The sequence below is a fragment of the Leucobacter sp. HNU genome (genome assembly GCF_047946755.1).
Lineage (GTDB): Bacteria > Actinomycetota > Actinomycetes > Actinomycetales > Microbacteriaceae > Leucobacter.
The window spans coordinates 1,916,491-1,941,572 of record NZ_CP178837.1 but is presented as its reverse complement, the minus strand read 5'-3'; the positions used below and the strand labels follow the sequence as shown (position 1 = coordinate 1,941,572).

The 25,082-nt window shown below is 70.1% G+C and carries 28 protein-coding genes, 1 pseudogene and 1 riboswitch; of the genes and pseudogenes, 19 read left to right on the top strand and 10 right to left on the bottom strand.

All coding sequences use genetic code 11. The annotated features are described in order from the left end of the window. The first annotated feature begins 68 nt into the window (after positions 1-68). The 7 genes from AB3K78_RS09615 (at position 69) to AB3K78_RS09585 (ending at position 5,897) form a co-directional block, all read left to right on the top strand. The gene (locus tag AB3K78_RS09615) at positions 69-281 is read left to right on the top strand and encodes a hypothetical protein (RefSeq protein WP_416442741.1); all 213 of its coding nucleotides are present in this window, start codon (positions 69-71) and stop codon (positions 279-281) included. Positions 282-620: 339 nt separating this feature from the next. Then, on the top strand, positions 621-1,040 hold the full coding sequence (locus AB3K78_RS09610; RefSeq protein ID WP_416442739.1) for a hypothetical protein: 420 nt from the start codon (positions 621-623) through the stop codon (positions 1,038-1,040). Between the two features lie 133 nt (positions 1,041-1,173). Continuing rightward, positions 1,174-1,593 (top strand): hypothetical protein, encoded by a 420-nt coding sequence (locus tag AB3K78_RS09605; RefSeq protein WP_416442737.1) that lies wholly within the window; start codon positions 1,174-1,176, stop codon positions 1,591-1,593. A 400-nt stretch (positions 1,594-1,993) separates the two neighbouring features. Then, positions 1,994-2,413: a hypothetical protein gene (locus AB3K78_RS09600; protein ID WP_416442735.1), complete on the top strand. Its 420-nt coding sequence runs from the start codon at positions 1,994-1,996 to the stop codon at positions 2,411-2,413. Between the two features lie 133 nt (positions 2,414-2,546). Continuing rightward, entirely contained in the window at positions 2,547-2,984 is a 438-nt protein-coding gene (locus tag AB3K78_RS09595) for a hypothetical protein (RefSeq protein WP_416442733.1), read from the top strand. Positions 2,985-3,373: 389 nt separating this feature from the next. Further along, positions 3,374-4,702 carry an MFS transporter gene (locus AB3K78_RS09590; RefSeq protein ID WP_416442731.1) on the top strand — a complete coding sequence of 443 codons (1,329 nt, stop codon included), beginning with the start codon at positions 3,374-3,376 and terminating at the stop codon, positions 4,700-4,702. 49 nt (positions 4,703-4,751) lie between these two features. Further along, positions 4,752-5,897, top strand: a complete 1,146-nt coding sequence (locus AB3K78_RS09585; protein WP_416442729.1) for an enoyl-CoA hydratase/isomerase family protein — start codon at positions 4,752-4,754, stop codon at positions 5,895-5,897. Here AB3K78_RS09585 and AB3K78_RS09580 read toward each other — a convergent pair. Beyond that, entirely contained in the window at positions 5,894-6,613 is a 720-nt protein-coding gene (locus AB3K78_RS09580) for an IclR family transcriptional regulator (protein ID WP_416442727.1), read from the bottom strand. The two genes, AB3K78_RS09585 and AB3K78_RS09580, sit on opposite strands and share 4 nt — an antisense overlap. Continuing rightward, positions 6,610-8,013, bottom strand: a complete 1,404-nt coding sequence (locus AB3K78_RS09575) for an aromatic amino acid lyase (protein ID WP_416442725.1) — start codon at positions 8,011-8,013, stop codon at positions 6,610-6,612. The genes AB3K78_RS09580 and AB3K78_RS09575 overlap by 4 nt, the downstream gene beginning before the upstream one ends. A gap of 171 nt (positions 8,014-8,184) precedes the next feature. Between AB3K78_RS09575 and AB3K78_RS09570 the strand changes: the two genes are divergently transcribed. The 4 genes from AB3K78_RS09570 to AB3K78_RS09555 all read left to right on the top strand — a co-directional run bounded on the left by AB3K78_RS09570 (position 8,185) and on the right by AB3K78_RS09555 (position 11,664). Further along, a complete protein-coding gene (locus tag AB3K78_RS09570; protein WP_416447334.1) occupies positions 8,185-9,291 on the top strand; it encodes an ABC transporter ATP-binding protein in 1,107 nt (368 codons plus the stop codon). Then, complete coding sequence (locus AB3K78_RS09565) at positions 9,288-9,935, top strand: ABC transporter permease (RefSeq protein ID WP_416442723.1); 648 nt, start codon at positions 9,288-9,290, stop codon at positions 9,933-9,935. The genes AB3K78_RS09570 and AB3K78_RS09565 overlap by 4 nt, the downstream gene beginning before the upstream one ends. Further along, positions 9,932-10,678 carry an ABC transporter permease gene (locus tag AB3K78_RS09560; protein WP_416442721.1) on the top strand — a complete coding sequence of 249 codons (747 nt, stop codon included), beginning with the start codon at positions 9,932-9,934 and terminating at the stop codon, positions 10,676-10,678. The genes AB3K78_RS09565 and AB3K78_RS09560 overlap by 4 nt, the downstream gene beginning before the upstream one ends. A gap of 77 nt (positions 10,679-10,755) precedes the next feature. Continuing rightward, positions 10,756-11,664, top strand: coding sequence for an ABC transporter substrate-binding protein (locus AB3K78_RS09555; protein ID WP_416442719.1), 909 nt, complete (start codon positions 10,756-10,758; stop codon positions 11,662-11,664). Between the two features lie 52 nt (positions 11,665-11,716). On the opposite strand, the gene AB3K78_RS09550 is transcribed toward AB3K78_RS09555, so the two are convergent. Then, positions 11,717-12,070, bottom strand: a complete 354-nt coding sequence (locus tag AB3K78_RS09550) for a VOC family protein (RefSeq protein WP_416442717.1) — start codon at positions 12,068-12,070, stop codon at positions 11,717-11,719. Positions 12,071-12,194: 124 nt separating this feature from the next. On the opposite strand from AB3K78_RS09550, the gene AB3K78_RS09545 reads away from it, so the two are divergent. Further along, positions 12,195-13,130, top strand: a complete 936-nt coding sequence (locus tag AB3K78_RS09545) for a DNA-methyltransferase (protein WP_416442715.1) — start codon at positions 12,195-12,197, stop codon at positions 13,128-13,130. On the opposite strand, the gene AB3K78_RS09540 is transcribed toward AB3K78_RS09545, so the two are convergent. From AB3K78_RS09540 to pdxS, 3 genes and pseudogenes are all read right to left on the bottom strand, one after another. Further along, positions 13,127-13,429 carry a hypothetical protein gene (locus tag AB3K78_RS09540; protein ID WP_416442713.1) on the bottom strand — a complete coding sequence of 101 codons (303 nt, stop codon included), beginning with the start codon at positions 13,427-13,429 and terminating at the stop codon, positions 13,127-13,129. The two genes, AB3K78_RS09545 and AB3K78_RS09540, sit on opposite strands and share 4 nt — an antisense overlap. After that, positions 13,414-13,920, bottom strand: coding sequence for a pyridoxal 5'-phosphate synthase glutaminase subunit PdxT (gene pdxT / locus AB3K78_RS09535; protein WP_416442711.1), 507 nt, complete (start codon positions 13,918-13,920; stop codon positions 13,414-13,416). Before pdxT ends, AB3K78_RS09540 begins: the two co-directional genes overlap by 16 nt. A 5-nt stretch (positions 13,921-13,925) precedes the next feature. Further along, positions 13,926-14,845, bottom strand: a pseudogene (pdxS, locus tag AB3K78_RS09530) (pyridoxal 5'-phosphate synthase lyase subunit PdxS). A gap of 96 nt (positions 14,846-14,941) precedes the next feature. Between pdxS and AB3K78_RS09525 the strand changes: the two are divergent. Further along, a complete protein-coding gene (locus AB3K78_RS09525) occupies positions 14,942-16,390 on the top strand; it encodes a PLP-dependent aminotransferase family protein (RefSeq protein ID WP_416442709.1) in 1,449 nt (482 codons plus the stop codon). Positions 16,391-16,463: 73 nt separating this feature from the next. Here AB3K78_RS09525 and AB3K78_RS09520 read toward each other — a convergent pair whose 3' ends face one another. From AB3K78_RS09520 to AB3K78_RS09510, 3 genes are read right to left on the bottom strand one after another with little or no spacing between them, the layout of a single operon-like run. Next, positions 16,464-16,871, bottom strand: coding sequence for a DUF488 domain-containing protein (locus tag AB3K78_RS09520; RefSeq protein WP_416442707.1), 408 nt, complete (start codon positions 16,869-16,871; stop codon positions 16,464-16,466). Positions 16,872-16,875: 4 nt separating this feature from the next. Next, positions 16,876-17,283, bottom strand: a complete 408-nt coding sequence (locus AB3K78_RS09515) for a DMT family transporter (RefSeq protein ID WP_416442705.1) — start codon at positions 17,281-17,283, stop codon at positions 16,876-16,878. After that, complete coding sequence (locus AB3K78_RS09510; RefSeq protein WP_046454041.1) at positions 17,280-17,603, bottom strand: DMT family transporter; 324 nt, start codon at positions 17,601-17,603, stop codon at positions 17,280-17,282. Before AB3K78_RS09510 ends, AB3K78_RS09515 begins: the two co-directional genes overlap by 4 nt. A gap of 7 nt (positions 17,604-17,610) precedes the next feature. After that, positions 17,611-17,679: riboswitch (guanidine-III (ykkC-III) riboswitch) on the bottom strand. Positions 17,680-17,801: 122 nt separating this feature from the next. On the opposite strand from AB3K78_RS09510, the gene AB3K78_RS09505 reads away from it, so the two are divergent. Next, a complete protein-coding gene (locus AB3K78_RS09505; protein WP_416442703.1) occupies positions 17,802-18,464 on the top strand; it encodes an asparagine synthase in 663 nt (220 codons plus the stop codon). Here the strand turns inward: AB3K78_RS09505 and AB3K78_RS09500 are convergent. Beyond that, positions 18,461-18,805 carry a GNAT family N-acetyltransferase gene (locus AB3K78_RS09500; protein WP_416442701.1) on the bottom strand — a complete coding sequence of 115 codons (345 nt, stop codon included), beginning with the start codon at positions 18,803-18,805 and terminating at the stop codon, positions 18,461-18,463. The genes AB3K78_RS09505 and AB3K78_RS09500 overlap by 4 nt on opposite strands. Positions 18,806-18,927: 122 nt before the next feature. Between AB3K78_RS09500 and AB3K78_RS09495 the strand changes: the two genes are divergently transcribed. The 5 genes from AB3K78_RS09495 to AB3K78_RS09475 all read left to right on the top strand — a co-directional run bounded on the left by AB3K78_RS09495 (position 18,928) and on the right by AB3K78_RS09475 (position 24,987). Continuing rightward, positions 18,928-20,274 carry an MFS transporter gene (locus AB3K78_RS09495; RefSeq protein ID WP_416442699.1) on the top strand — a complete coding sequence of 449 codons (1,347 nt, stop codon included), beginning with the start codon at positions 18,928-18,930 and terminating at the stop codon, positions 20,272-20,274. A gap of 26 nt (positions 20,275-20,300) precedes the next feature. After that, complete coding sequence (locus AB3K78_RS09490) at positions 20,301-20,768, top strand: hypothetical protein (RefSeq protein WP_416442697.1); 468 nt, start codon at positions 20,301-20,303, stop codon at positions 20,766-20,768. A gap of 109 nt (positions 20,769-20,877) precedes the next feature. After that, a complete protein-coding gene (locus tag AB3K78_RS09485; RefSeq protein ID WP_416442695.1) occupies positions 20,878-22,686 on the top strand; it encodes an adenosylhomocysteinase in 1,809 nt (602 codons plus the stop codon). 38 nt (positions 22,687-22,724) lie between these two features. After that, complete coding sequence (locus AB3K78_RS09480) at positions 22,725-24,017, top strand: amidohydrolase family protein (RefSeq protein ID WP_416442693.1); 1,293 nt, start codon at positions 22,725-22,727, stop codon at positions 24,015-24,017. 139 nt (positions 24,018-24,156) lie between these two features. Further along, positions 24,157-24,987 (top strand): ABC transporter substrate-binding protein, encoded by an 831-nt coding sequence (locus AB3K78_RS09475; protein ID WP_416442691.1) that lies wholly within the window; start codon positions 24,157-24,159, stop codon positions 24,985-24,987. Positions 24,988-25,082: the final 95 nt, after the last annotated feature.

The following is a 25,082-nucleotide window of genomic DNA, read 5'->3' as shown; positions in this document are numbered from 1 at the left end:
TGGCGGCGGGTTTGTCCGGGTGTAGCGGGAGCTATCCGTGGGATCGACCGAAGAAGGAGGTGCCTGCGGTGACGTGGCAGGACGAGAAGGCGAAGGCGCAGGCGACGATGCGCGACATCATTGAACAAGTCCCAAAAGATGTAGCGGTCAGTGTTGACATGGCAGCTACCGGCACCTTGCTCAACTGTAGCCCCGCAGATTCAGAAGGCGAGAAAAAGTACTTATGGGCGGGGGTGCGACTGTCGCTCTCAAGCCGGGCGTCGATATTGATTCGATCGTGAAGGTGATAGAAAATCACTACCGAGAGTCTCGGTTTAGCGTGGATAGCGACCGCGGCCTATTCGGAAATTATCGAATACAGATGAGCCCTCCGGGCGAAAACTCAAGCTATCTCGTAACCAGGGGCGAAAATCGCCAGATAAGCATTGACGGTTGGTCTGAGTGCTTCCAGCTTCCCGATGGGCTCTACCCTGGCGGCGACTTCTAACGAGCGGTCTATGAGGGGATTGTTGAGTAGGCGGGGGTCGCTCGTAGCGGCGGTATTGGTTCTCGTGACAGTGGGATTGTCCGGGTGCAGCGGGAGCTATCCGTGGGAGCGACCAAAGAAGGAGATGCGTGCGGTGACGTGGCAAGATGAGAAAGCGAAGACGCAGGCAGCGATGCGAGACATCGCCGCGCAGATCCCCAAGGACGTTGTGCTCAGCGTCGACATGACGGCGACGGGCATCCTGTTCGGGTGCAACCAGACCGGCCCGAACGGTGAAAAACTCCACTCCTGGACCGGACCCACAAGCATTGCGGTGAAGCCCGGCACAGATATTGAGTCGATCGTAAAAACGATCGAAAACTACTACCAAGAGAAGGCCTTTCACGTCACTTCGCGCTTAGATGTCCTTGGGAATTACGAAATACACATGAAGCCTCCGGGTGAAAAATCGAGCTATCTCATTTCTGAAGGAGATATTAATCAGATTAGCATTGATGGTTGGTCTGAGTGCTTCCAGCTTCCCGATGGGCTCTACCCTGGCGGTGACTTCTAACGAGCGGCCTATGAGGGGATTGTCGAGTAGGCGGTCGCCGCTCGCTGTAGCGGTATTGATTCTCGTAGCGGTGGGCCTGTCCGGGTGTAGCGGGAGCTATCCGTGGAGCAAGTCGAAGAAGGAGTTGCCCGCGGTGACCTGGCAGGAAGAGAAGGCGAAGACGCAGGCGACGATGCGTGACATCGTGGCGCAAGTCCCCCAGGGCGTATTGGTCCAGGCTGAGGTGAAGGGCACCGGGACACTGTTCGGGTGCAACCAGACCGGCCCGAACGGGGAGAAACTGCACTCTTGGACGGGATCTGCGACAGTCACAGTGAAGCCCGGAACTGATGTTGAGTCGATTGTGAAAGCGATTGAACTGCACTATCGAGAATCAAGGTTTGATGTAGAAAATGACCGCGGCGTATTCGGGGAATATTATATGCAAATGAGTCCATCCGAGAATAACTCAAGTTTCATTGTCTCTAAAGACAGTTCCAGCCAGGTTGGAGTCCTGAGCTGGTCTGAGTGTTTCCAGCTCCCGGAAGGGCTCTACCCGGGGGGCATTTTCTAGCCAACTTCATCGCCGAGGGCGGGGGTGGCCTCTACGAGGCCCGAGTGGACCCGAGAAATTTCGATGGGGCCAAGGCGTTCTCGTCGGAGAAGGCACCGGATGGGAGGCGGGTCACCATGCACAATCTGGTAACTCCGGTCCATTGGAAGGATGCCTGGTTGGCTGGGCCGGCTCTGCAGTGGATTGCGGATACCTTTGGCGGAACCGTGGCAGCAGATGAGGTTGGGTACCTCAATCGTGAATCGAGCGCGGTCTCGAGGCGGAAGCGAATCGTTCGAAAATGAGATTGTCGAGTAAGCGAAGCGCGTTCTCTATAGCGGCGCTGGTTCTTGTGGCGGCGGGCTTGTCCGGGTGTGCCGGGAGCTATCCGTGGGATCGGCCGAAGAAGGAGGTGCCCGCGGTGACCTGGCAGGACGAGAAGGCGAAGACGCAGGCGGCGATGCGCGACATCGTGGCGCAAGTTCCCCAGGGCGTAGTGGTCAGCGTCGACATGGCGGCGACGGGCATCCTATTCGAGTGCAACCAGACCGGCCCGAACGGTGAAAAACTCCACTCCTGGACCGGACCCACAAGCATTGCGGTGAAGCCTGGCACAGATATTGAGTCGATCGTAAAATCGATGGAATCGCATTATCGAGAGTCTCGATTTAGAGTTGATGCTGATCAAAATCTTCGCGGGAACTACCGGATACAGGTGAGTCCGCCGGAGGAAGGGTCAAAATATCTTATTTCTCAGGATGGCCCTGGCCAGATCCGAATAGCTGGTTGGTCTGAGTGCTTCCAGCTTCCCGATGGGCTCTACCCTGGCGGTGACTTCTAACGAGCGGCCTATGAGGGGATTGTCGAGTAGGCGGTCGCCGCTCGCTGTAGCGGTATTGATTCTCGTAGCGGTGGGCCTGTCCGGGTGTAGCGGGAGCTATCCGTGGAGCAAGTCGAAGAAGGAGTTGCCCGCGGTGACCTGGCAGGAAGAGAAGGCGAAGACGCAGGCAATGATGCGTGAGATCGCCGCGCAGGTACCCGAAGGTGTGTCGATAAACGCCGAAGTAAAAGAAACGGGTACGTTGTTTGGGTGCAACCAGGCGGGTTCGAACGGCGAGAAGCTGCATTCCTGGACGGGATCCGCAACTGTCACAGTAACACCCGGTAGTAATACTGAATCGATCATAAGGGGTGTCGAGAGTCACTACCGAGAGGTGCAGTACAGCGTCGAGATTGATCGAAGCGTTCTGGGAAATTATCGAATCCAGATGAAGCCCCCAGGGGAGAAGTCGAGTTATATTGTCACCAAGGGCGATTCTGATCAAATCCGAATCGCTGGTTGGTCTGAGTGTTTTCTGCTCCCGGAAGGGTTCTACCCGGGAGGGAGCTTCTCACACGCTCTCGAACGGTGATTCCCCGAACTGATCCACGTGAGGCAGGCCTTCGCTCGCCAGCCATCATCGGCTTTGCGGGCGGAGGTTTGCTCGCGATCCGCGCCGACGTCAGTCCAGGACATCCTGCTTGCGGCACAGCGGGGGAGCTCTCAATGGAATGGGGAACGACCCGCGCACGAACTGAGGTTCGCGGCACCGCCATTGCACAAGGCCCGCATGCAGAAGACGAACGGGCGGCCGGGAGCGCGTCCGTATCGGCGGAACCTCTCGCGCCCGCCGGGACCGGGCGTGCCTGAACCTACGGATCGGCGCCCTCGACCGCCTGGTGGAGCGGGATATCTGACGCTGCGTGACCGGCCCGGATCAGCAGCACGGACCCGACCGAAGCCCCGTGATAGCGTGCACGAGTGAGCGACGCAGACGAACCGGGCAGCAGATCCAGCCGGCGGTTGCGGAGCCTGCTCGTCGACATCACGCCGCTGCGCGAGAGCCCCGCGTTCGCCAGGCTCTGGATCGGTACCTCCGTGGCCCAGATCGGCGCCCAGGTGACCATCGTCGCCGTCGGGCTGCACGTCTACGCCCTGACCCACTCGACGCTCGCCGTCTCCATGGTCGCCGTCTGGGCGCTCGGCCCCATGGTCCTCGCGGGGCTGTTCGGCGGCGCCCTCGCCGACCGCTACGACCGGCGGCTCGTCGCTCTCGTCACCGCGATCATCGCCTGGATCTGCATCGGCACGCTCACCGCGATCGCCTTCCTCGGGGTCGAGACCGTCTGGCTCTACTACGCGCTCGCAGCGGGCAATGCGGCAGCGGCCACGATCATGGGCGCGGCGCGCGGCGCGATCCTGCCGAAGCTCCTGCCGAACCACCTGCTGCCGGCCGCCGCCGCGCTCGGCGGGATCACCATGGGCCTCGCCGTCACCGTCGGTCCGGCGGTCGCCGGCATCACCGTCGCCGCGTGGGGGTACCCGTGGACCTACCTGCTCGACGCGGTCCTGTTCACGGCCGCGTTCGTGGGGATCTTCGGCCTGCCGCGGCTCCGCCCCGACGTCGCGGTCACCGGATTCGGCCTGGCTTCGGTCGCGGACAGCCTGCGGTTCCTGCGACGCGCACCGAACATCCGCGCGACTTTCGTGTTCGACCTCGTCGCGATGATCTTCGGCACGCCGCGCGTCGTCTATCCGGCCGCCGGCGCCGTGCTGCTGGGCGGAGGATCGGTGACGGTGGGCGCGCTCACCGCGTCCTTCGCCGTCGGAGCACTGCTCAGCGGGCTGCTCTCGGGGCCGCTCGGCCAGGTGCGCCGTCAGGGCCGCGCGGTCACGCTCGCGATCCTCGCGTTCGGTGCGAGCACCGCCCTCTTCGGCGTCGTGCTCCTGGTCACCGCAATCACGCACGGCACCGAGCCGGGGCGCGGGCCCGTCGTGCCGGCGATCGTGCTCGGCGGGATCGCGCTCGCCGGCGCCGGGGCGAGCGACAACGTGAGCGCCGTGTTCCGCACGACGATCCTGCAGGCCGCCGCTCCCGACGAGGTGCGCGGACGCATGCAGGGTCTCTTCTCGGTGGTCGTCGCTGGCGGCCCCAGGGTCGGCGACTTGGTCGCGGGCCTCATCGCGACGGCGCTCGCGCTCTGGGCGCCGGCGCTCGTCGGCGGGCTCGTGATCATGGCCATCATGCTGGCGTTCCTGCGCGTGTACCGTGGGTTCCAGCAGTACGACGCGGTGCATCCGACTCCCTGACCGGGATCGCGGAGCGCCGGATCAGCATCGAGCCCCGAAGGGACCGCACGTGACCGAGGACCTCCACACCGGAGCCGAACCGCCCGTGATCGTCCGGCAGGACGGTGCCCTGCTGCGCATCACGCTGAACCGACCGCGGGCGATCAACGCGCTGACCCGCGGCATGGCCGAAGTGGTGCGCGACGCGATCCGAGGGGCGGCGGAGACGCCCGGTATCGCCGCGATCTGGCTCGACGGCGCCGGCGAGCGCGGGTTCTGCGGCGGCGGCGACGTGAAGGCGATGTCGAGCGACGGGCTCGCCGGTGCGCTCGCGTTCCTCGCGGCCGAGTACCGGGCGGATCTCGCGACCGCGCGGTCCGGGGTGCCGGTGATCGGGGTCATGGACGGGATCACGATGGGCGGCGGGATCGGCCTGACGGGGCACAGCGCGCTGCGGATCGTGACCGAGCGCAGCCGGCTGGCGATGCCCGAGACGCGGATCGGGATCGTGCCGGACGTCGGCGGGCACCTCCTGCTGGCGCGGGCACCGGGACGCCTGGGCGAGATGCTCGCGATCTCGTCGGGATCGATGGGCGCGGGGGACGCGCTGATGCTGGGCTTCGCCGACCACTTCGTGCCGAGCGAGCGGCTCGCCGACCTCGCCGGGCGGATCGCCGCGGGCGACGATCCCGAGGTCGTGGCGCGCGACATCGCCGCGGAGAGCCTCGACGGCTCGACGGGGGCCGCGCCCGTCGTCGAGACCCCCGTGCTCGACGCGCGGGTCTGGTTCGATCCGATCGCCGATGCCGCTCTGGGGCATGCGGACCGCGCGGGAGCCGACAGCGTGCTCGCGGACCCCGTGGGCGCCGCGGAGCGGCTCGTGCGCGGCCTCGAGACCGCGGAGCATCCGCGAGCCCGCGCGCTGGGGGCCGAGGTGAGCGAGCTCTGCCCGACCTCCGTCGCCGTGACGCTGGCTCAGCTCGCGCGCACCCGCCGCGACGGCCTCGGCCTCGCTGAGGTGCTGGCGGACGACTACCGCGTGCTCGGGCGATTGCTCGCGCGTCCCGACTTCGCCGAGGGCGTGCGGGCGCAGCTCATCGACAAGGACGGCAGCCCGCGATGGGCCCCGGACTCGATCGAGGGGCTCGACCGCGCCGAGATCGCCCGGATCCTCGCCCCGCACGCGGACGGCGAGGAGCCGCTCGACCTCGATTAGCGATCGGACCGCAGCGCGGCAGTGAGCTCGATCGCGGCGTTCGCGACCAGGGGGCCGAGCCCTGCGACGTGTTCGGAACCCATACGGAAGCTGGGCCCGACGATGCTGATCGAGGCGACGATGTCACCTGCGGGATCGAGGACCGGAGCTGCGACGACCGTCGCATCGGGTGCGGACAGCGCTTCGAGCACGAGGAACCCGGAGCTCGGCGTCAGCCCGTCGAACACCGCCCCGACCGCCGAACCGTCCATCGGCGCGGTCCGCCCGGCCCAGCCTGAGAAACCGACGTGCCGGATCGGTTGATCGCTCTGCACCTCGCGCAGGTAGATGCAGGTGCGTCCGGGGCCGCGGACCGCGAGATAACTGGACTCTCCGCTGAGGTCGGTGAGCCGTTGCAGGACATCGGCCGATCGCTCGAAGAGATGCTCGGCGGAGCTCGGCTCGGCGTCGAAGCGCGATCGGGCGAATCGGTGCCCCGCCACGTAGCCGCCGTCATCGGTCCGCGCGATGTACCCCCAGTGCTCGAGCGCGCGGAGCGACCGGAGCGTCGTGCTGGTCGGCAGGCCGCTCGCGCGCGCGAGATCGCTGAGCGGCTGGGGGCCGGAGTCGACGATGAGCGTGAGGAGTTCCAGCGCGCGATGCACCGCGCGGGGGCCGGCCCCGGAGTCGATCCCGTCGGCCCCTTCGGCGGAGGTCTCGGGGGTGCTCGGGGTCATCGGGACTCCTTCGTGCTCTGCGGCGGCTGCTCGAACCGAATCCTATCGAGCGCGTCCACGGCGTCGAGCAGTTCGGCGCTCAGGTCGCGATCCTCGAGCCCTCCGCGCGCCGGTGGAAGCCCGGCGACGCCGTCGAAGGCTCCGGGGAGCCTGCGGAGCGCGATCGCGAAGCAGGCGAGCATGGTCCGATAGCTCCGGACTGCGCGATCCAGCCGACGCACCGCCTGCGGGGTGAACGGCGCGTGCTCCTCGGCGCCCAGCGAAAGGTGGATGCCGTGCCCGCCGTGCGCGCTCGCGAGATCCCGGATCTGCGCGAGGGCATCGGCTGCCGCGTACTCGAGCATCATCGCCCCCGTCGCGTCGGCGCTGCCGTCGCCGAGGAATTCGGCCGCTCCCGTGTATCGGGGATCCATGAGGAGTCCGAGGCGGGCGAGCAGCAGGCTCGCGTCCTGGGCGAGTGCCCGGATCATGGTGCCGATGGCCAGCTCGATCTCGACGGTGTAGAAGTTGCCGGTGTGCGCGATCCGCTGCTCTTCGATGAAGACTCTCGGGTTCTCGTGAGCTCCGTTCACGTCCTGCAGGACCGCGTCACGGCAGCGTTCCCAGACGAGACGCAGCGCGCCGAGCGACTGCGGGAGCAATCGCATGGAGAACGGGTCCTGCACGCGCGTGCCGGAACCGGATGCGGGCGGTGCGAGGCGTGACGCGGCTCTCCGAACCGGGGGCTGGCGATGCGCGAACGCCTCGGCGGCGAAGTGCTCGACCGTGGTCCCGAGCGCGCGGGCGGTCGCCGCCGCCAGCACCGTCGCGGCGTCGAGGGCGCGATCGAGGTCGTCGAGGGTGAGTGTCGCATCAGCGAGGGTGAGCGCGCTGCTGCTCATGAACGGAAGACCGTCGGAAGGCGCGAAACCGCCGTCCGCCCCGTCGCCGGTGAGCTGCAGAGCGGTCGAAGCGAGGGCCCCGAGATCGCCCGTGCCCAGCGCCCCGCCGAAACGGATCCGGGGGAGTCGGCCCGGTTCGCTCGCTCGGATCAGGGCTTCGGCCAGGGCCGGGCTCACGCCGGAACCTCCCCGGGCGATCTGGTGGGCACGGATGAGGAGCATGGCCCGGACTCTCGTCGCGTCGACCTCGCCGCCGAATTGCAGCGCGTGGCTGCGCCAGAGGCGGAGGCACGAATCGCGGGTGCGCTCGACCGGGACGGAGCGCCGGGCCCCCACCCCGGTGGAGAGCCCGTAGACGGGACGCGTGGCGGCGAGGCGAAGCAGGGTCTCGTGCGCATCGGCGATGGTTCGGACCCCCGCCGGGGAGTACGCGATCCGCCCTCGGCCTCTGGCGAAGCTCCCGATGTCGTCGATGGTGATCGGGCGGTCGCCGAGGAGCAGTGGCTGCGCGTCGTTCATGGGGCTCCCTCCAAGCGGCGCGCCTCTGCGCCGGGGCCGTGCGGGTCTTGACAGGTGCGATGTTCCTCGTGTTTCATTGTGTGAACATCTTGAATTTCATTCTATGGCAAAGGAGCGCGGGATGGAACGGCGAATCGAAGACGAACGCCAGGCGGCGGCGCGATGAGCAACATGATCGAATTCCGGGACGTCGAGAAGCGCTACCCCGACGGCACCGTCGCGGTCCGCTCGCTTTCGCTCGACGTCGCCGAAGGCCAGACCACCGTGTTCGTCGGCCCGAGTGGCTGCGGCAAGACGACCAGCCTGCGCATGATCAACCGCATGATCGAACCGACCGCGGGCCGCATCAGCATCGGCGGAATCGACGCGGCTACGCTCGCGAAGGCCGAGCTTCGGCGCGGCATCGGCTACGTCATTCAGAACGCCGGCCTGTTCCCACACCGCACGGTCGCGCAGAACATCGCGACCGTACCGCGGCTGAACGGCGTTCCCGCACCGAAGGCCCGCGACCGCGCCATGCAGCTGCTCGAACTGGTCGGCCTCCCGCCGGAATTCGCGGGCCGGTACCCCTCGCAGCTCTCGGGCGGCCAGCAGCAGCGGGTCGGCGTCGCGCGGGCGCTCGCCGCTGAGCCCCGCGTGATCCTCATGGACGAGCCGTTCTCGGCCCTCGATCCGGTGGTGCGCGCCGAACTGCAGGAGGAGTTCTCACGGCTCGGACCCGAACTCGGCACCACGATCGTGTTCGTGACCCACGACATCGACGAGGCGATCCGTCTCGGCGACCGCATCGCGGTGTTCGAACCGGGCGGCGTGCTCGCGCAGTACGCGGCGCCCGAAGAACTGCTGGAGACGCCGGCGAGCGAGTTCGTGGCGCAGTTCGTCGGACGTGATCGCGGATACCGGGCGCTCTCCTTCGAGACCTTCGACGCCGAGGCCTTCGACGCGCTGAGCCCGCTCGACGTTGTCGTGGTCGGCGGTCGCGACTCCGGACTGGCCGGACGCTGGAGCGGGCTCGTCGACGCCGCTGGCGCCTTCCTCGGCTGGGTCGATGACGGTCGCGGCGACCCAGCGTCGATCCGCTCCCGGGCGGGTGCAGTGCGGCCGGGCGACACTATGCGCAGCGCGATGGACGCGGTCCTGACGAGCCCGAGCGGGCGCGCGGCGGTCCTGGGCGCCGGCGACCGGGTGCTGGGGACGATCGGTCTGGCGGAACTCGCTGCGGTCGGCGTCGGCGCGCAGCGAGGCGGAGCCGGAGCCGGAGCCGGAGCGCGACCGTGATCGATTGGCTCATGGACAACGGCTCTCGGGTGCTCGGCCTCGCCGGGCTCCACGTGGTGCTCGCGCTCGCCTCCACTCTGCTCGGCCTGCTCGTCGCGCTGCTCGCGGGCATGCTCGTGGCTCGGGCGCCGCGTGTCTCCGGACCGGCGCTCGCCATCAGCGGGATCCTGTTCACCATCCCGTCGCTGACGCTTTTCATCTTCATCCCGATCCTCTTCGGTACCCGGATCCTCGACCCGGTGAACATCGTGATCGCCCTCTCGGTCTATGCGTTCGCGCTGATCTTCGGCGGTGTGGTCGAAGCCTTGAGGGCGGTGCCGGTGGAGACGCGCCAGGCGGCGGAGGCCATGGGGATCGGCCGGTTCCGCATGCTGTTCACGGTCGAGCTCCCGCTCGCGATCCCCGTGATCGGTGCGACGCTCCGCGTCGCCGCGGTATCGAACGTCAGCCTGGTCTCGGTCGGGGCGCTGATCGGAGTCGGCGGGCTCGGCGATCTCTTCACCGAGGGGTTCCAGCGCAACTACCTCGTGCCGATCGTCTGGGGGATCCTGCTGAGCGTGCTGCTCGCCCTCATCGTCGATCTCTGCATCGTGTGGGGCGAGCGCGCCGCCACGCCCTGGATCCGAGCGGGGGAACGACGATGATCTTCCAGCAGATACTGGCATTCTTCTCGGACCCGGCCAATTGGTCAGGGGCCGACGGGATCCCCATGCGCGTCGGCGAGCACCTGCTCTACACCCTCGTCGTCATCGCGATCGCGGCCGCCATCGCGCTGCCGGCCGGTGCGATCATCGGGCACACCCGCAAGGGATCCTGGATCGTCATCAATATCGCGAACGCCTCGCGCGCGCTGCCGACCCTCGGCCTCCTGACGCTGATGGTGCTGCTGCTCGGGCTCGGCTTCGCGCCGGCCGCGATCGTGCTCGTCATCCTCGCGATCCCATCGATCCTCACTGCGGCCTATGCCGGTGTGAAGGGCGTCGACCCAGGAGTCGTGGACGCGGCACGGGGGATCGGGATGCCCGAGTGGCGGATCCTGCTCGGCGTCGAGCTGCCGATCGCCGCGAAGGTGATCCTCGGCGGATTCCGTTCGGCCGTGCTGCAGGTCATCGCCACCGCGACCGTCGCGGCGTACATCGCTCTCGGAGGCCTCGGCCGGTTCCTGCTCGACGGTCTGGCGCTGCGCGACTACGGCCAGATGGCCGCCGGCGCGATCCTCGTCGCACTGCTCGCGCTCGTCGCGGACGGGCTCTTCGCGATCGCCGGTCGATTCGTCGGCCGGCATCAGCGGCGCGCGATGCCTCGGCGGCCGATGCGGCAGGCGGCCGCCGCGGACGAGACGACGACCCGGGTGATCCGCGTCGGGGGCGCGGAGGGGGACGCGTGAGGCAGTGCTAGCACGAACTGGCAGTGCCAGCACGAACTGATCGAACGGCCGCTCATGCGGCGAAGAAAGGGAAAGCGATGAAGAAACGACACCTCATCCTCGCGGCGGGGGCAGCGGCGCTCCTGGCGCTCAGCGGGTGCGCGAGCGGTGACTCGCTCGGTGGGTCCGGTGGGTCCGGCGGTTCGAAGGACTCGAACTCCGTCACCGTCGGCTCGGCGAACTTCTCGGAGAACGTGCTGCTGGCCAATATCTACGCGGCGGCGCTCTCGGACGCCGGTTTCACCGCGACGGTGAAGCCGAACATCGGCAGTCGCGAAGTCGTGATCCCGGCGCTGAAGGACGGATCGATCGACCTGGTGCCCGAGTACAGCGGTGCGCTGCTGTCGTACCTGGAGCCGAAGTCGCAGGTGTTCTCTTCGGAGGACGTCACGGCAGCGCTGAAGAAGGCGCTGCCGAAGGACCTGGCCATGCTCACCGCGTCCCCGGCCGAGGACAAGGACACGCTCGTCGTGACGAAGGCCACCGCCGACACGCACGGGCTCACCGCCATCGGAGACTTGAAGCCGGTCGCGAGCGGAATGGTGCTCGGCGGGCCGCCCGAGAACAAGGATCGCCGTGCCGGGGTGACCGGTTTGAAAGAGCTCTACGGGCTCGGCTTCACGGAGTTCAAAGCGGTGGATCTCGGCGGGCCGCTGACCGTCGCGGGCCTCAAGAACGGCGACCTCGACGTGGCGTTCATGTTCACCACGCAGTCGGCGATCGCGGAGAACGGCTTCGTCGCTCTCGAGGATCCCGAGCACATGGCGCTCGCCGAGAACATCGTGCCGGTGCTGCGCGCCGACCGCACGGATCCCAAGATCGAGAAGGCCCTGGACCGGATCTCGGCGGCGCTCACCACCGAGAAGCTGATCGAGATGAACGCCAAGATCGAGATCGAGAAGCAGGACCCGCAGAAGGTCGCGCGAGCGTTCGTCGACTCCCTCTAGTCGGACCCGGGGGTCGTGCCGATGGTCGGCGCGACCCCCGGAGACCGGCCGCCTAGTGCGGGTCCCCGATGCAGAACTCGTTGCCGTCGATGTCGGCGAAGGTGTCCCACTGGAATCCGGCTTCGCCGCGGGTGCCGAGGTGCTCAGCGCCCGCGGCGACGTAGCTCGCGATGAGCTCGTCGCGGCTCGCGGTGCCCCGGTCGAAGTCGAGGTGCAGGCGGTTCTTACCCGGCGTCGGGTCTTCCACCAGCTGGAAGCCCAGCGCCACGGGAACCTCGGGCGCACGTACGATGCAGAAGTACCCCTCGTGATCCTGCACGATCTCGCCGCCGAGGCGTTCGGCCCACCATGCGGCCAGCTCGCGGGGCCTGCCGGTGTCGAGGGTCACCATGCCGAGAGAGGTCATCGTCGTACTCCGTTCGTCGGGGAATCGTTGCGGTTCACGCTAGCGGGGACCTCGGACATTCGAACAGCCGCTCCGGAACGGCCCCGGTCTTCGGGCGCGCTCCGACGCCGGTAGGCTGATCCGGATGGAGATCGGGAACAGCATGCGCCAGGTGATCGACTGGACCCCTGCGAGTCCCGACCTGGTGCTCGCGGGCGACAACCTGCCGCTGATGCGCGCGCTGCCCCGAGAGTCCTTCACCGTCGCCTACTGCGATCCGCCCTTCAACACCGGACGCGCGCGCCAGTACGAGCGGGTGCGCGGCACGCGCATCGAGCCGAAGGCCGACCCCGATACCGCGGGTGCGAATGCGGGCGAGAGCCCCGAAGCGGAGGAGGGCGGCCGTCTGGGTTTCCGCGGCCTCTCCTACGAGGTGGTCCGCGAGCGCACGCTGCGCTTCGACGACCGCTTCGTCGAGTACTGGGAGTTCCTCGAACCCCGCCTCGCGGAGACCTGGCGCCTGCTCGCACCCGACGGCACGCTCTACCTCCACCTCGACTACCGCGAAGCGCACTACGCGAAGGTGCTGCTCGACGGCCTGTTCGGGCGCGACTGCTTCATCAACGAGATCATCTGGGCCTACGACTTCGGGGCGCGCACCAAACGGCGCTGGCCCACGAAGCACGACACCATCCTCATGTACGCGAAGGATCCCGACCGCTACTACTTCGACGCCGAGGCCGTCGATCGCGAGCCGTACATGGCCCCCGGTCTCGTGACCGCGGAGAAGGCGGCGAAGGGGAAGCTGCCCACCGACACCTGGTGGCACACGATCGTCTCGCCGACGGGCAAGGAGCGCGTGGGCTATCCGACCCAGAAGCCGGTCGGCGTGGTGCGCCGCATGATCCAGGCTTCGAGCCGGCCGGGGGACTGGATCATCGACCCGTTCGCGGGCAGCGGCACCGCCGGCGCCGCCGCGGCGGAGCTGAAGCGCAGGTTCGTGCTCATGGACGACAATCCGGAATCGATCGCGGTCATGGCGCAGCGCCTCGCCTCCACCGGGGCGGTCGTCGGTCTCTAGCCTGCGACGAATCGCTCGTCCGCCGCTTCGGCCGGTCCGCCTACGCCGACGCGACGCTCGTCGGCGGCGAGCTGGAGGAGCGCGCGGTGCATCGCGGGATCGCCCGAGAGCTCGGGGTGGAACGAGATCCCGGTGACCGTGCCGAGCCGGATCGCGGTTCCGGGGTGCGTTGCTTCCGGACCGCGCGCGGACGCGGGTACGGAGGTCGCGCCGAGCACGCGTCCTCCGGCGCGCGCGATCGGGCGAGCTGCGGCGCCGATCGAGACGATCTCGGGAGCCCGGATCAGCGCGCCGCGCACGGCTCCTCCGCGCCCGCCCCCGAGACGTCCGCGGCGTCGACCGCGAAGTCGGCCTCCGCGGAGGCGAGCTGCGCGCCGAAGGCATTGCGACGCACGGCGACGTCGAGGAACCCGAGCGAGCGCTGGTCCGGTGCGGGATCGAGCACCTCTCGGGCGAGCAGGATCAGACCCGCGCAGGTGCCGAGCGTCGGAAGCCCGCCCGAGATCGCGGCGCGCAGCGGCTCCGCGAGGTCGAGCAGGCGCAGCAGGCGGTCCTGCGTGCTCGACTCTCCGCCGGGCAGCACGAGCGCGTCGAGGCGCGGTCCGTCGGGCCCCGCGAGGTCGCGTTCGCGACGCACGAGCGACACCTCCGCGCCGAGTCTCTCGAGCATCCGCGCGTGCTCGGCGACGCCGCCCTGCAGCGCCAGCACTCCCGCCCGCAGCCCGATGCCGTCCGTTTCGGGTGCGGCGAACGGCGGGTGCGGGGCGAGACGATTCGCCGTTCGCCGCACTCGAATCACCAGCCGCGCTCGGCGAGACGGTGCGGGGCGGCCAGGTCGGCGACGTTGATCCCCACCATGGCCTCGCCGAGCCCGCGCGAAGCGGCGGCGATCTCCTGGGGATCGTCGAAGCGGGCCGTGGCGCGCACGATCGCGGCCGCGCGGGCGGCGGGATCGCCCGACTTGAAGATGCCGGATCCCACGAAGACGCCGTCGGCTCCGAGCTGCATCATCATCGCGGCGTCCGCCGGGGTCGCGACGCCGCCCGCGGTGAAGAGGACGACGGGGAGCTTCCCGGTGCGGGCCACCTCGGCGACGAGGTCGTAGGGTGCCTGGAGCTCCTTCGCCGCGACGTAGAGCTCGTCGGCGTCGAGCGATCCCAGGCGGGCGATCTCGCGCTTGATGGTACGGATGTGCTTCGTCGCCTCCGAGACGTCGCCGGTGCCGGCCTCGCCCTTGGAGCGGATCATGGCGGCGCCCTCCGCGATGCGGCGCAGGGCCTCGCCCAGGTTCGTCGCCCCGCAGACGAAGGGCACGGTGAACGACTGCTTGTCGATGTGGTTCACGTAGTCGGCGGGGAGAGCACCTCGCTCTCGTCGATGTAGTCGACCTCGAGCGCCTCGAGCACCTGCGCCTCGACGAAGTGGCCGATGCGCGCCTTCGCCATGACGGGGATCGAGACGGCGGCCTTGATGCCGTCGATGAGATCGGGGTCGCTCATGCGGGCGACGCCGCCCTGCGCACGGATATCGGCGGGGACGCGTTCGAGGGCCATGACGGCGACGGCTCCCGCGTCCTCGGCGATGCGTGCCTGCTCGGGCGTGACGACGTCCATGATCACGCCGCCCTTGAGCATGTCGGCGAGGCCGCGCTTCACGAGCGGCGAGCCGATGGCGTCGAGGAGGTCGGGGGTTCCGGAGTGCTGGGTATCAGTCATGTCGAACAGCCTGACGAATGCGATTGGTCCGGAACAAGATCCATTTCTGAGATATCTGAGTAGACCAAGACCGGTGTGCGGTGCAAGAATCGGAGCATGCTCGATTCCGATCCGCGCACTCGCGCGCGTTCCGCCAGGGCGGCATCGCTCACGCTCTCGGCACCGCTCGACCGCATGGCGGACGCGCCGCTCCCCGTGCAGCTCGCGGCCCAGATCCGCGACGCGATCGATCGCGCTGTGCTGCGTCCCGGGGAATCGGTGCCGGCGACGCGCGAGCTGGGGCGCCAGCTGGGCGTCGCCCGAGGAGTCGTGGTGGCGGCCTACGAGCAGCTCATCGCCGAGGGATACCTGTCGGCGGGCCACGGTCGGGGCACCACGGTGCATCCGGAGCTCCGGCAGGCGATGCCGCCTGCTCCGGCGGCGCGGATCCCGGCGCAGGAGCCTCGGCCGGTGCGCTCCGCGGCCGGCTCCTCCCGCCTGGCCCCCAGGCTGCCCGGCCCGCTCGCTCCGGGCATGCCGATCAGCGATGCGGTCGACCGGCCGGCCTGGCGCGCGGCCTGGCGCACCGCCGCGGCTCGCGCCCATCTCGCCGCCCCCGAACTCGGCGACCCGAGGCTCCGCGCGGAGATCGCCGAGCATCTGCGCCGCATGCGCGGCACCGCTCGCGACGCGGACGACGTGATCGTGACCGCCGGTGCGCGGGAGGGGCTCGGGCTCGTGCTCACCGCGCTCGGCACGACCAGGGGCCGGGCGCTCGCCGTCGGGGTGGAGGATCCCGGCTACCCCTCCCTCCGCGGGGTCGCGGCCCGCCATGGCGCACAGGTCTTCGCCCTGCCGGCCGACAGCGACGGGCTCGACACGGCACGCCTGCCCGAGGGCGTTCTCGACCTGGTGATCGTGACGCCGAGCCACCAGTATCCGCTCGGCGGATCGCTTCCGCTCGCGCGGCGACGCGAACTGCTCGACTGGGCGCGGCGTCGCGGGGTCGTGATCGTCGAGGACGACTACGACTCCGAACTGCGGCACAGCGGGAGCCCCCTGCCCACGCTCGCGGCGCTCGACGATCCCGTCGCGGGGGCCGTGGTACTGCTCGGCACCTTCTCGCAGACCATCGCCCCCGCGCTCTCGGCGGGCTTCCTCCTCGGGCCGGCCGGTCTGCGCCGAGTCATCGAACCCGTGCGCGAGGAGCTGGGCGGCCCGGTCTCGACCGTCGTGCAGACGGCGCTCGCCGAGTTCCTGGCGACGGGGGAACTGCGGAGGCACACGGCTCGGATGCGGCGACGGTACGCGATCCGCCGCGAACTCGTCGGCGAACGACTCGCCGGCATCCCCGGAGTCCGGGTGCGACCGACCCACGGCGGATTGCACGCCGTGATCGAGCTCGGTGCCAGCGCAGGGGGCGGGAACGGGAGGCCGCGGCGGTGCGCCGGATCGAGCAGGCCGGACTCGGCGGCGCCTCCCTCGAACGCTACTGGCAGCGACGGGACGGAGCCTCGAGCGTGTCCGGAGCCGGTGGTCCGGCCGCGCCGCAGCACGGGATCGTGATCGGTCTCGGCGGAGCCGACGAGGCCGAGTTCGATCGCGCGCTGCGGCGCTTCCGCGAGATTCTCGAAGCGGGCTAGTGCGCTCCGGAGGGGCCCGGAGCGGTTTCCTCCGCGCGGTCGCGCAGCGCGTCGCGCAGCACCACCGCGTGGTTCAGGACCGGATCCCTGGCGCCGTAGACGAGCGTGATCCGCGACACCGAGCGGGCGAGGGAGACCAGCCGATCGAGCGCCGCAAGCGCCGTGCCCTCGGAGAGCTCCGCGCGGTACCGCTCGGCGAACGCCTCGAAGCGCTCGGAGGAGCGCCCGTCGGGATCCTGATGCCACTCCGTGCGCAACTCGGCGCTCGGCGCGACCTCCTTCGCCCACTCGTCGAGCGCCGCGCGTTCGCGGCTCACGCCGCGCGGCCACAGCCGATCCACGAGGACGCGGGTGCCGTCGGACGGGGCCGCGGGCTCATAGGCCCGCTTCAGCAGGATCTCCACGGCCTCAGTCTCGCACGGGCCGGGTCCCGGCGTCGGTGGTCTTCGCGGGAGACGCCGGAGCGAACTTCAACCCGATCACGCAGCCGACGATCCCGGCGATGAACAGGAGCTTCAGTACGGATACGGGCTCGGCGCCGATCACCATCGAGGCGAGCACGGTCAGCGCCGCGCCGGTCCCGGTCCAGACCGCGTATGCGGTGCTGAGGGGGATCCCCCGCATCGCGTAGCCGAGGCCGATCATGCTGAGGGGTGCTGCGATCGCGAACACCAGCGACGGGACGAGCACGGTGAATCCGTGCGAGGCGTGCAATGCGAGCGCCCAGATCGCCTCCAGCACCGCGCTCGCGAGGAGCACGCTCCACGCGGCGGCCTGGCTCGGGGTACGGCCGTCGCGGCGGCCCCCGGCGGTCATGCGCTCACCAGCTTCAGGCCGGCGACGCAGGCGATCAGGCCCGCGAGCAGCGCGATCCGCAGCACGGTCGCGCGCTCCTTGCGGGTGATCATCGCCCAGGCGGCGGTGAGCACCGCGCCGAGTCCGACCCAGACCGCGTATGCGGTGCCGACCGGGATCTCGCGCATCGCCCAGGCGAGCCCCACCATGGAGGCCGTGACCGAGACGACGAAGAGCACGCTCGGCCAGAGCTTCTTGAATCCCTTCGACGCGTCGAGCGCCGAAGCCCAGACGGCCTCCAGCATTCCGCTGAGGATCAGGACGATCCATGCGACAGACATTTCCACCTCCGTGGCAGTCTTGTCGCTGGGCGGGTACTGCTCCCTCGTCCGCGCTTCGGCTCAGAGCGAAGCCCTTCCAGGTTCGCACACTCGCTCCGGGGTGGCAACCCGCGACTCACCGGATGCACAGGTGCATGATGCGCGAGGCACCCTCGTTGCGGAATACTGGTCTGCGAGCGTCTGAGGAAAGGGGGCTGCGTGTTCGGTTGGTCGAAGAAGCGCAAGCGTCCGGGCTCGCGCGCCCCGCGCAAGCTGCCGCGCCGGGTGCTCGCCCCCGTCGAGGAGATCGTCGAGCAGGGACTGCTCGTGGCCGATGTCGCCGTCCGCATGACGGTGAAGAACGACATCATCATGAACGCCCTCAAGAAGCACATGGACTACGACGAGTCCAAGGTCGTCGACATGGTCCGCGAGGCGACCGAAGACCTGGCGTCCGAGCGCGAGCGCGACGCGAAGCACATCAGCCGGGTCCGCGGCGAGATCCGCGACACCGGTCGCAGCGCGTGGAGCGAATCCGAGTACGGCAACGAGGACAACCGCACGCTGCGGCACCGCCAGGAGGTCTACGAGAACATCGCGGCCGAGCTGCGCCGCCGTGCCGCCGATCCCGAGTACCTCTCAGAGACCGCCACGCGAGCCCGAGCCGCAGCCTGGGAGGAGATCGGCGACTCGCTGAAGGAGCGCGCCACCCACCCCTATTACAGCGGCGGGGCGAGTGCGGAGTACCAGGAGGCCAGGGACTCCCGGATCCAGCAGCTCATCGAGAAGGACCTGACGGCGCTCGTGCGCGAGCACGCGGAGCCGAAGGCCGGCCTGTTCAAGAAACGCCGAGCCAAGAAGGGCGACGACGAGGGGGACTAGTCCTCGGTGCCGCCGGCATCGTCCGCCGGCTCGCCGCCCGCGAGCTCAGGATGACGTCGCAGATAGCCGGCGATGAACCAGCAGGACGCCTCGATGCGTCGGCCGGCCGTCACCGGGTCCGTCAGCGCCCGCTGCGCGAGCACACCCGCGAGGCCGGTACCGCGCAGCGAAGGATCGACGACCGTGTGATCGAAGTCGATCGCGTCGTCGCCGAGCAGCGTGTAATGCGCCTCGCCGACCCGCACGCCGTCGCGCGTCAGCAGGAAGCGGTGCCGCTCGGTCTCGTGGGTGAGCAGGATCCCGTCGGCCGCGGCCGACGCCTCATCGAGATATCTCGCCATGGGACCAGGGTACGCCGCGGAGCGCGAGCCGGTGTCGGGGGTCCCCGCTACCCTGGAACTCCCGGAACACCGCCCCGCGCAGTGCCGTTCTGCGTCCGCCGTCGCATCCTTCGAGGAGCCCAGTGACCACCACTCAGGTGCCCACCCCGCCGTCCGCCGAGCTCTCCGCCGCCCAGGCCCGCCGCGTCGCGGTCGCCGCGCTCGCCGGCACCGCTATGGAGTGGTACGACTACTATCTCTTCGGGCTCGCGGCCGCCCTGGTGTTCAACCGCCTCTACTTCACGACGCTCGATCCGCAGGCCGCTGCGCTGGCGGCGTTCGCGACCTTCGGGGTCGGCTTCGTCGCGCGCCCCCTCGGCGCGATCCTGTTCGGCACCCTCGGCGACCGCATCGGCCGACGCCCGACCCTCGTCCTCAGCGTCGTGCTCATCGGCACCGCGACCGCGCTCATCGGCCTGCTGCCCGACTTCGCATCGATCGGCCTCGCGGCGCCCGCGCTGCTCGTGCTGCTGCGCCTGGTGCAGGGCGTCGCGGTCGGGGGCGAGTGGAGCGGCGCGATGACCATCGCCGTCGAGCACGCCCCTGCGCGGCTGCGCAACCGCCTGGCGGCGCTCGTGCAGCTGTCGTCGCCGATCGCGACCCTGCTCTCGAGCGGAGCCTTCTCGCTCGTGCTGCTGCTGCCGGCGACGGACTTCGACGCCTGGGGGTGGCGCATCCCTTTCGTCGCGGCGGTTCCCATGTTGCTCGTCGCGGTCTGGCTCCGCCGCCGGATCGAGGAATCCCCGGCCTTCGTCGAGCTCGTCGGCTCCGGGCGCCGCGCGCGGGTCCCCGTGATCCAGGTGATCTCCCGGGCCCCGGGGCGGCTCGGGATCGCGATCCTGGTGTCGCTGCTGGGGGTCGGCGGGTTCTACTTCATGAACACCTTCCTGGTGAACTTCGGGTCGGGCGCGCGCGGTCTCGACCGGCAGCTCATGGTCAACGCGACGCTCGTCGCGGCGGTCGTGCAGGCCGGCGTGACCGTGCTCTCGGGGCGGCTCGCCGAGCGCTTCGGCCCGGGCCGCGTGACGCTCTGGGGCGGACTCGTCACCGCGACGGTCGCGTTCCCCGTGTTCTGGCTCGTCGACTCCCGGCAGCCGGTCGCGGCCGTGTTCGCGGTCTGCCTCGGTCTTGCTGCAGTGATCCTGGCCTACGGGGTCGCGGGCCCGGCGCTCACCATGCTCTTCCCGTCAGAGCTCCGCTATTCGGGAGTGAGCCTCGGCTACAACCTCGCGGCCGTCGTCGGCGGCTTCCTGCCGCTGCTCGCCCAGGCCTCCCTCGGGTGGTCGGGCAACGCGTCCTGGGGGCCGGCGCTGCTGTTCGCGGTCTTCGGGCTCGCCACGGCGCTCGGCGGCGCTCTCGCGCACCTCATCATCGAGCCGGCTGACGGGTCCTACGGGGCGAACGGAGACACCCCGGCGAGGGCGCGATGAAAGCCGTGCACCCTCGAATTTCCGCGGTGGCTGCGGTTGCCGCCGCAGGCGCGGTCCTGCTGGTGCTCTCGGGGTGCGGGCGCGCCGAGCCCGAACCGAAGAAGCTCACCGCCTCGGAGGCCGGAACCCAGTACCTCAGCGCGGTCTGCCCCGTGAACGATGCGTGGGATCGTGCCGACGTCGAACTCGATCGGCTTCGGCTCGTGGCCGCTCGCGGTTCGGCGGCCACCCAGGTCGACCCGAAGCCGTTCAGCAGCGCCATCGGCGTGGTCGGTACGGAGAGCGCCCGGGCCGCGGAGCAGCTCGGCTCCGCAGGGATCGTCTGGCCGAAGGCCGCCGCCCCCGCCATCGCGGAAGTGCGGGACTCCTCGCCGCCGATGCCGCCCAGGCCGCTCGTGTGGCGAAGCTCGACGCGACCGCGGCGATCGAATACCGGTGGGATCCGGGTGCGGCGGCGGCGAGCGATGCCCGCGCCCGCGCCGCACTCGGGCTGACGGGCGACCCGCAGATCGCGTGCGCCCAGCTACGGTCCGAGCAGCAGAAGCAGCAGCAGAAGAAGTCGAGCACGCCGGCGCCGGGCGACGGTACAGCGAAGGAGCAGCAGTGACGGATCGCGTTCGAACCGTGCGCGCGGAACACGAACTCGCGCAGAGCGTCGAGCGAGCGGTGCGGCTCGCCGCACGGGCGGGCAACCGCTTGCTCGCCGGAGGCCGGGCCGAGATCCGGGTCGACGACCCCGTCCGCGCGGCGGCGCTCGAACGCGTACTGACGCGCATGGGGGTGCGTGTCGGCCCCGTGGCGGGCTCCCGCGCCGGCGACGGACCGGGACGACCCGACTTCGTCTTCGTCGACGGGGACGGAACGGCCATCGCCGACACGATCCGGGCACTCGCGGGGACCGCCGGCGCGGTGACCGGGCTGCCGGTCACCCTGATCCCCGTTCCGCAGGATCAGGCCGGGAGCGGCGGAGATGCCGGCCGCGACCTGACCGAGTCGGTGCGCGCGGCACTGGGAGCGGAGTGGCGGGCCGAGCCCCTGCGGCGCGATATCCTCGCGGTCCACGGGCCCGAAGGCGCTGCGGCCTTGGCCGCGCGCACCGGCCTGGCGCCCGAGACCGACGCCGACGCGCGCATCGCCTGGGCGGCGCTCGGCATGCCCGTCACCGCGGCGCTCGCCGCGGAACTCGCCGAGAGCCGCAGTCTTGCCGGGACCCGGGTCGCCGTGAGCCTGGTGCTCGAGCCCAAGACCAGCGCGCTCGCACTGGCGCTGCAGCGAGCGGGCGCCGAGGTCGCCGTGTTCAGCGCCGTGAGCGAGACCGATCCGTCGGTGGCCGGCGCCCTCGCCGCGAGCGGGGTCCGGGTGTTCGCCCCGCAGGTGCCGGTGGCGGCGTCCGAGGCCGCCGCGGTGGATTCGGGGCACGCCGCAGGAGTGCTCGACTGGCGGCCGCAGCTGCTCGTCGACGATGGATCCCACCTGATCCGGCTCGCCCATTCGGAACGACCCCGGGCGCTCTCGGTGATTCGCGGGGCCAGCGAGGAGACCACGAGCGGCGTGCGCCCCTTGCACGAGATGGCGGCTGCCGGCGAACTGCGCCTGCCCGTGATCGCGGTGAACGACGCGCGTACCAAGACCGATTTCGACAACCGGGTCGGCACGGGGCAGTCCTGCGTGCTCGCCGTGGCGGACCTGCTCGACCCGGAAGACGGGGCACCGCCCGCGCTCGAGCGTCCCCTCGTCCCGATCGCAGGCACCTCCTGGACCGTCGTCGGCTACGGGCCGGTCGGCGAAGGCGTCGCGCGCTTCGCGGCGGCCCTGGGCGCACGGGTCACCGTGGTCGAGCGCGACGCCGTGCGCGCGCTCTCGGCGGTGCACGACGGGTTCGAGGCCGCTCCGCTCGCCGAGGCCTGCGCGACCGCCGACGTGGTGATCAGCGCGACCGGCGTCTGGCACACGCTCGACGGGGCCGCGCTCGCGGCCCTGCGAGCCGGCACCGCCGTCGCCGTCGCCGGCGGCATCGACGACGAGCTCGGGCTCGACGAGCTTCGCGCGGCAGGATGGACGGAGCGGGAACTCGCGCCGGGCGTCGTCGAGTGGTGCGGGCCCGGTGGCGGGCCTTCGGGCCCGGGGATCCTGGTCCTCGCCGGTGGCGGCGGCGTGAACTACACGGCGGGGGAGGGCAACCCCATCGAGGTCATGGACCTCTCGTTCGCGACGCAGCTCGCGGCGCTCGACCGCCTCGCCGGCTCCGAGCTCGAACCGGGCGTGCACGCGATCGATACCGGCGACGAGCTCAGGGTCGCCGCTGCAGCGCTCGCGGCGCGCGGGGACGGCGCGGATCCCGCGCCCATCGGCGCGCGCCCGGGCGGTGCCGCCCAGCCGTGGCGGGTGCACCGCTACCGCTCGGCCGGCTGAGTCGGGAGGACCCCGCCGCAGGCCATACACTCGACACCGTGACTGCCGCCCCCGAGATCGTCGTCCACAGCGCTGACCTGGTGCTGCCCGTGACCAGCCCCCGCATCCGCGACGGCGCCGTCGCAGTGCGCGACGGCCGGATCCTGCACGTGGGCGACCGCCGCTGGGTGCTCGAGGCGCTCGCCGAACGCGGTGCGGCCTTCCGCGAGGAGCACTGGGACGGCGCGATCGCCCCGGGCCTCGTCAACGCGCACACGCACTTGCAATACACCCACATGACGGAGGTGGCCGAGCGCCACTACACCGGATTCGACGACTGGGGCGACGCCTTCGACGTCGCCTACGAGGCCGGCGACCACGACTGGGCCGGTGCCGCGGCGGACGGCGCGCGCATGTCGCTCGCCGCCGGGGTGACCGCCGCCGCCGACGTCGTCACCGACGAGCCGGCGCTCTCGGCGCTCCACGATGCCGGCATGCACGGCATCGCCTACTGGGAGGTCTACGGCGCCAGCAACGAGGATTGGACGCCGGAGGCCCGGGACGAGGTGCTCGAGCGGATCCGCCGGATCCCGACGCCGCCCGGGGCGGGCGTCTCGCCGCACGCCCCCTACTCGCTCGACGTGCAGCCGCTGCTCGAACTGCCCGATCTCGTGCGCGAGGAGGGTCTGCGCCTGCACATCCACCTCGCCGAGGCGCACATGGAGCGCGAGCGCGGCACGGGCGCACCGGGGCACGAAGCCTGGCCAGAGCTCGGTGCCGACAGCTTCCGCGCGCTGCGCTCCCGCGGTATCGGCGTCTCCTCGACACAGTTCGTCGACCACCTCGGTGTGCTCGGCCCCGACTGCCACATCGCGCACGGCGTGTACGTGAGCGCCGCCGACCGCGCGCTGCTGCGGGCCCGTGGCACGAGCGTCGCGCTCTGCCCGCGCTCGAACGAGATCATCGGTCTCGACATGCCCCCCGTCGCGGACTACCTGCGCGAGGGCAATGCCGTCGCGGTCGGCACCGACTCGCTCTCCTCCTCGCCCTCGCTCGACCCGCTGGCCGACGTCGCCCTGCTCTACCGGGTCGCCCGGCAGCAGGGCTATGCGGAGCGGGACCTGCACCAGCGCCTCTTCTCCGCCGTCACCCTCGGAGGCGCGACCGCGCTGGGGCTGCACGTCGGCAAGCGCCGCATCGGCCAGCTCGGCGTGGGGGCGATCGCGGACCTCGCGCTGTTCGACGTCGACGCGCGAGACCCCGACGCCGCGCTCGCGCAGCTCGTCGAAGACGGCGCGGGCCGCTGCGCGCGCACCATCGTCGCCGGCGAGGAACGCTACGCCGCGGCGTGATCGGACGCCCGGCACCGCGGCTCAGCGCCGTGCGTGTGACCTTCCGTGACGCGGGGTGCCCAGCCGGACGCACGCGACGAATAGAATGTTCGCTGGTCGAGTCTGTCTCGATCCCGCCAGGACCCCTCGAAGGAGCCCCATGAACCGCCCGTCGCGCTTCTCCCGTATCTCCGCCGTCGTCGCCGCTTCGGCCGCGATCGTGCTCGGCCTGACCGCGTGCGCCGGTGGCGCCGACGCCGGTGAGACGGTCACCCCTGGCAAGCTGACCATCGCCACGGGCGAGCCGGCCTACGCGCCCTGGGTCATCGACAACAAGCCGCAGAGCGGCAAGGGCTTCGAAGCCGCTGTGGCCTACGCCGTGGCCGAGAAGATGGGGTACGACAAGAAGGACGTCGTCTGGACCCGCACCAGCTTCGACGCGGCCATCGCCCCGGGCCCCAAGGACTTCGACCTGAACATCCAGCAGTTCTCCGTGAGCGAGGAACGCAAGAAGGCCGTCGACTTCTCGTCGCCGTACTACACGACGACTCAGGCCGTGGTCGCGGCGGGCAAGACCGACGCCGCGAAGGCGAAGAGCATCGCCGACCTCAAGAGCGCGGTGATCGGCGTCGCCTCGGGCACCACCTCGCTGAAGGTCGCGCAGCAGGAGATCGCTCCCCAACAGGAGCTCAAGGTCTTCAACTCGGTCGACGACACCGTGCAGGCGCTCAAGACCGGCCAGATCGACGCGATGGTGACCGACCTGCCCGGCGCGTTCTACGTGCGCGACGCGCAGCTCGAGGGCGGCGTGATCGTCGGGCAGCTGCCTTCGGGCGCGGCCGGCGGCGACGAGTTCGCCTTCGCGCTGCCGAAGGGATCGAAGCTCACGAAGCAGGTCAGCGATGCCGTCGATGCGCTCCGCAAGGATGGCGAGCTCGACAAGCTCGCCGCCGAGTGGATCGCCGACCAGGGCGCCCCGGTCCTCAAGTGATCCGCCGGGCGGGCCGCGAAGCCCGCCGGTGTCCCTTCCCGGCGTCCTCGGACGCCCTCCGGTGCGCGCTCCCGCGGACCGGGTCCCGACGAAGA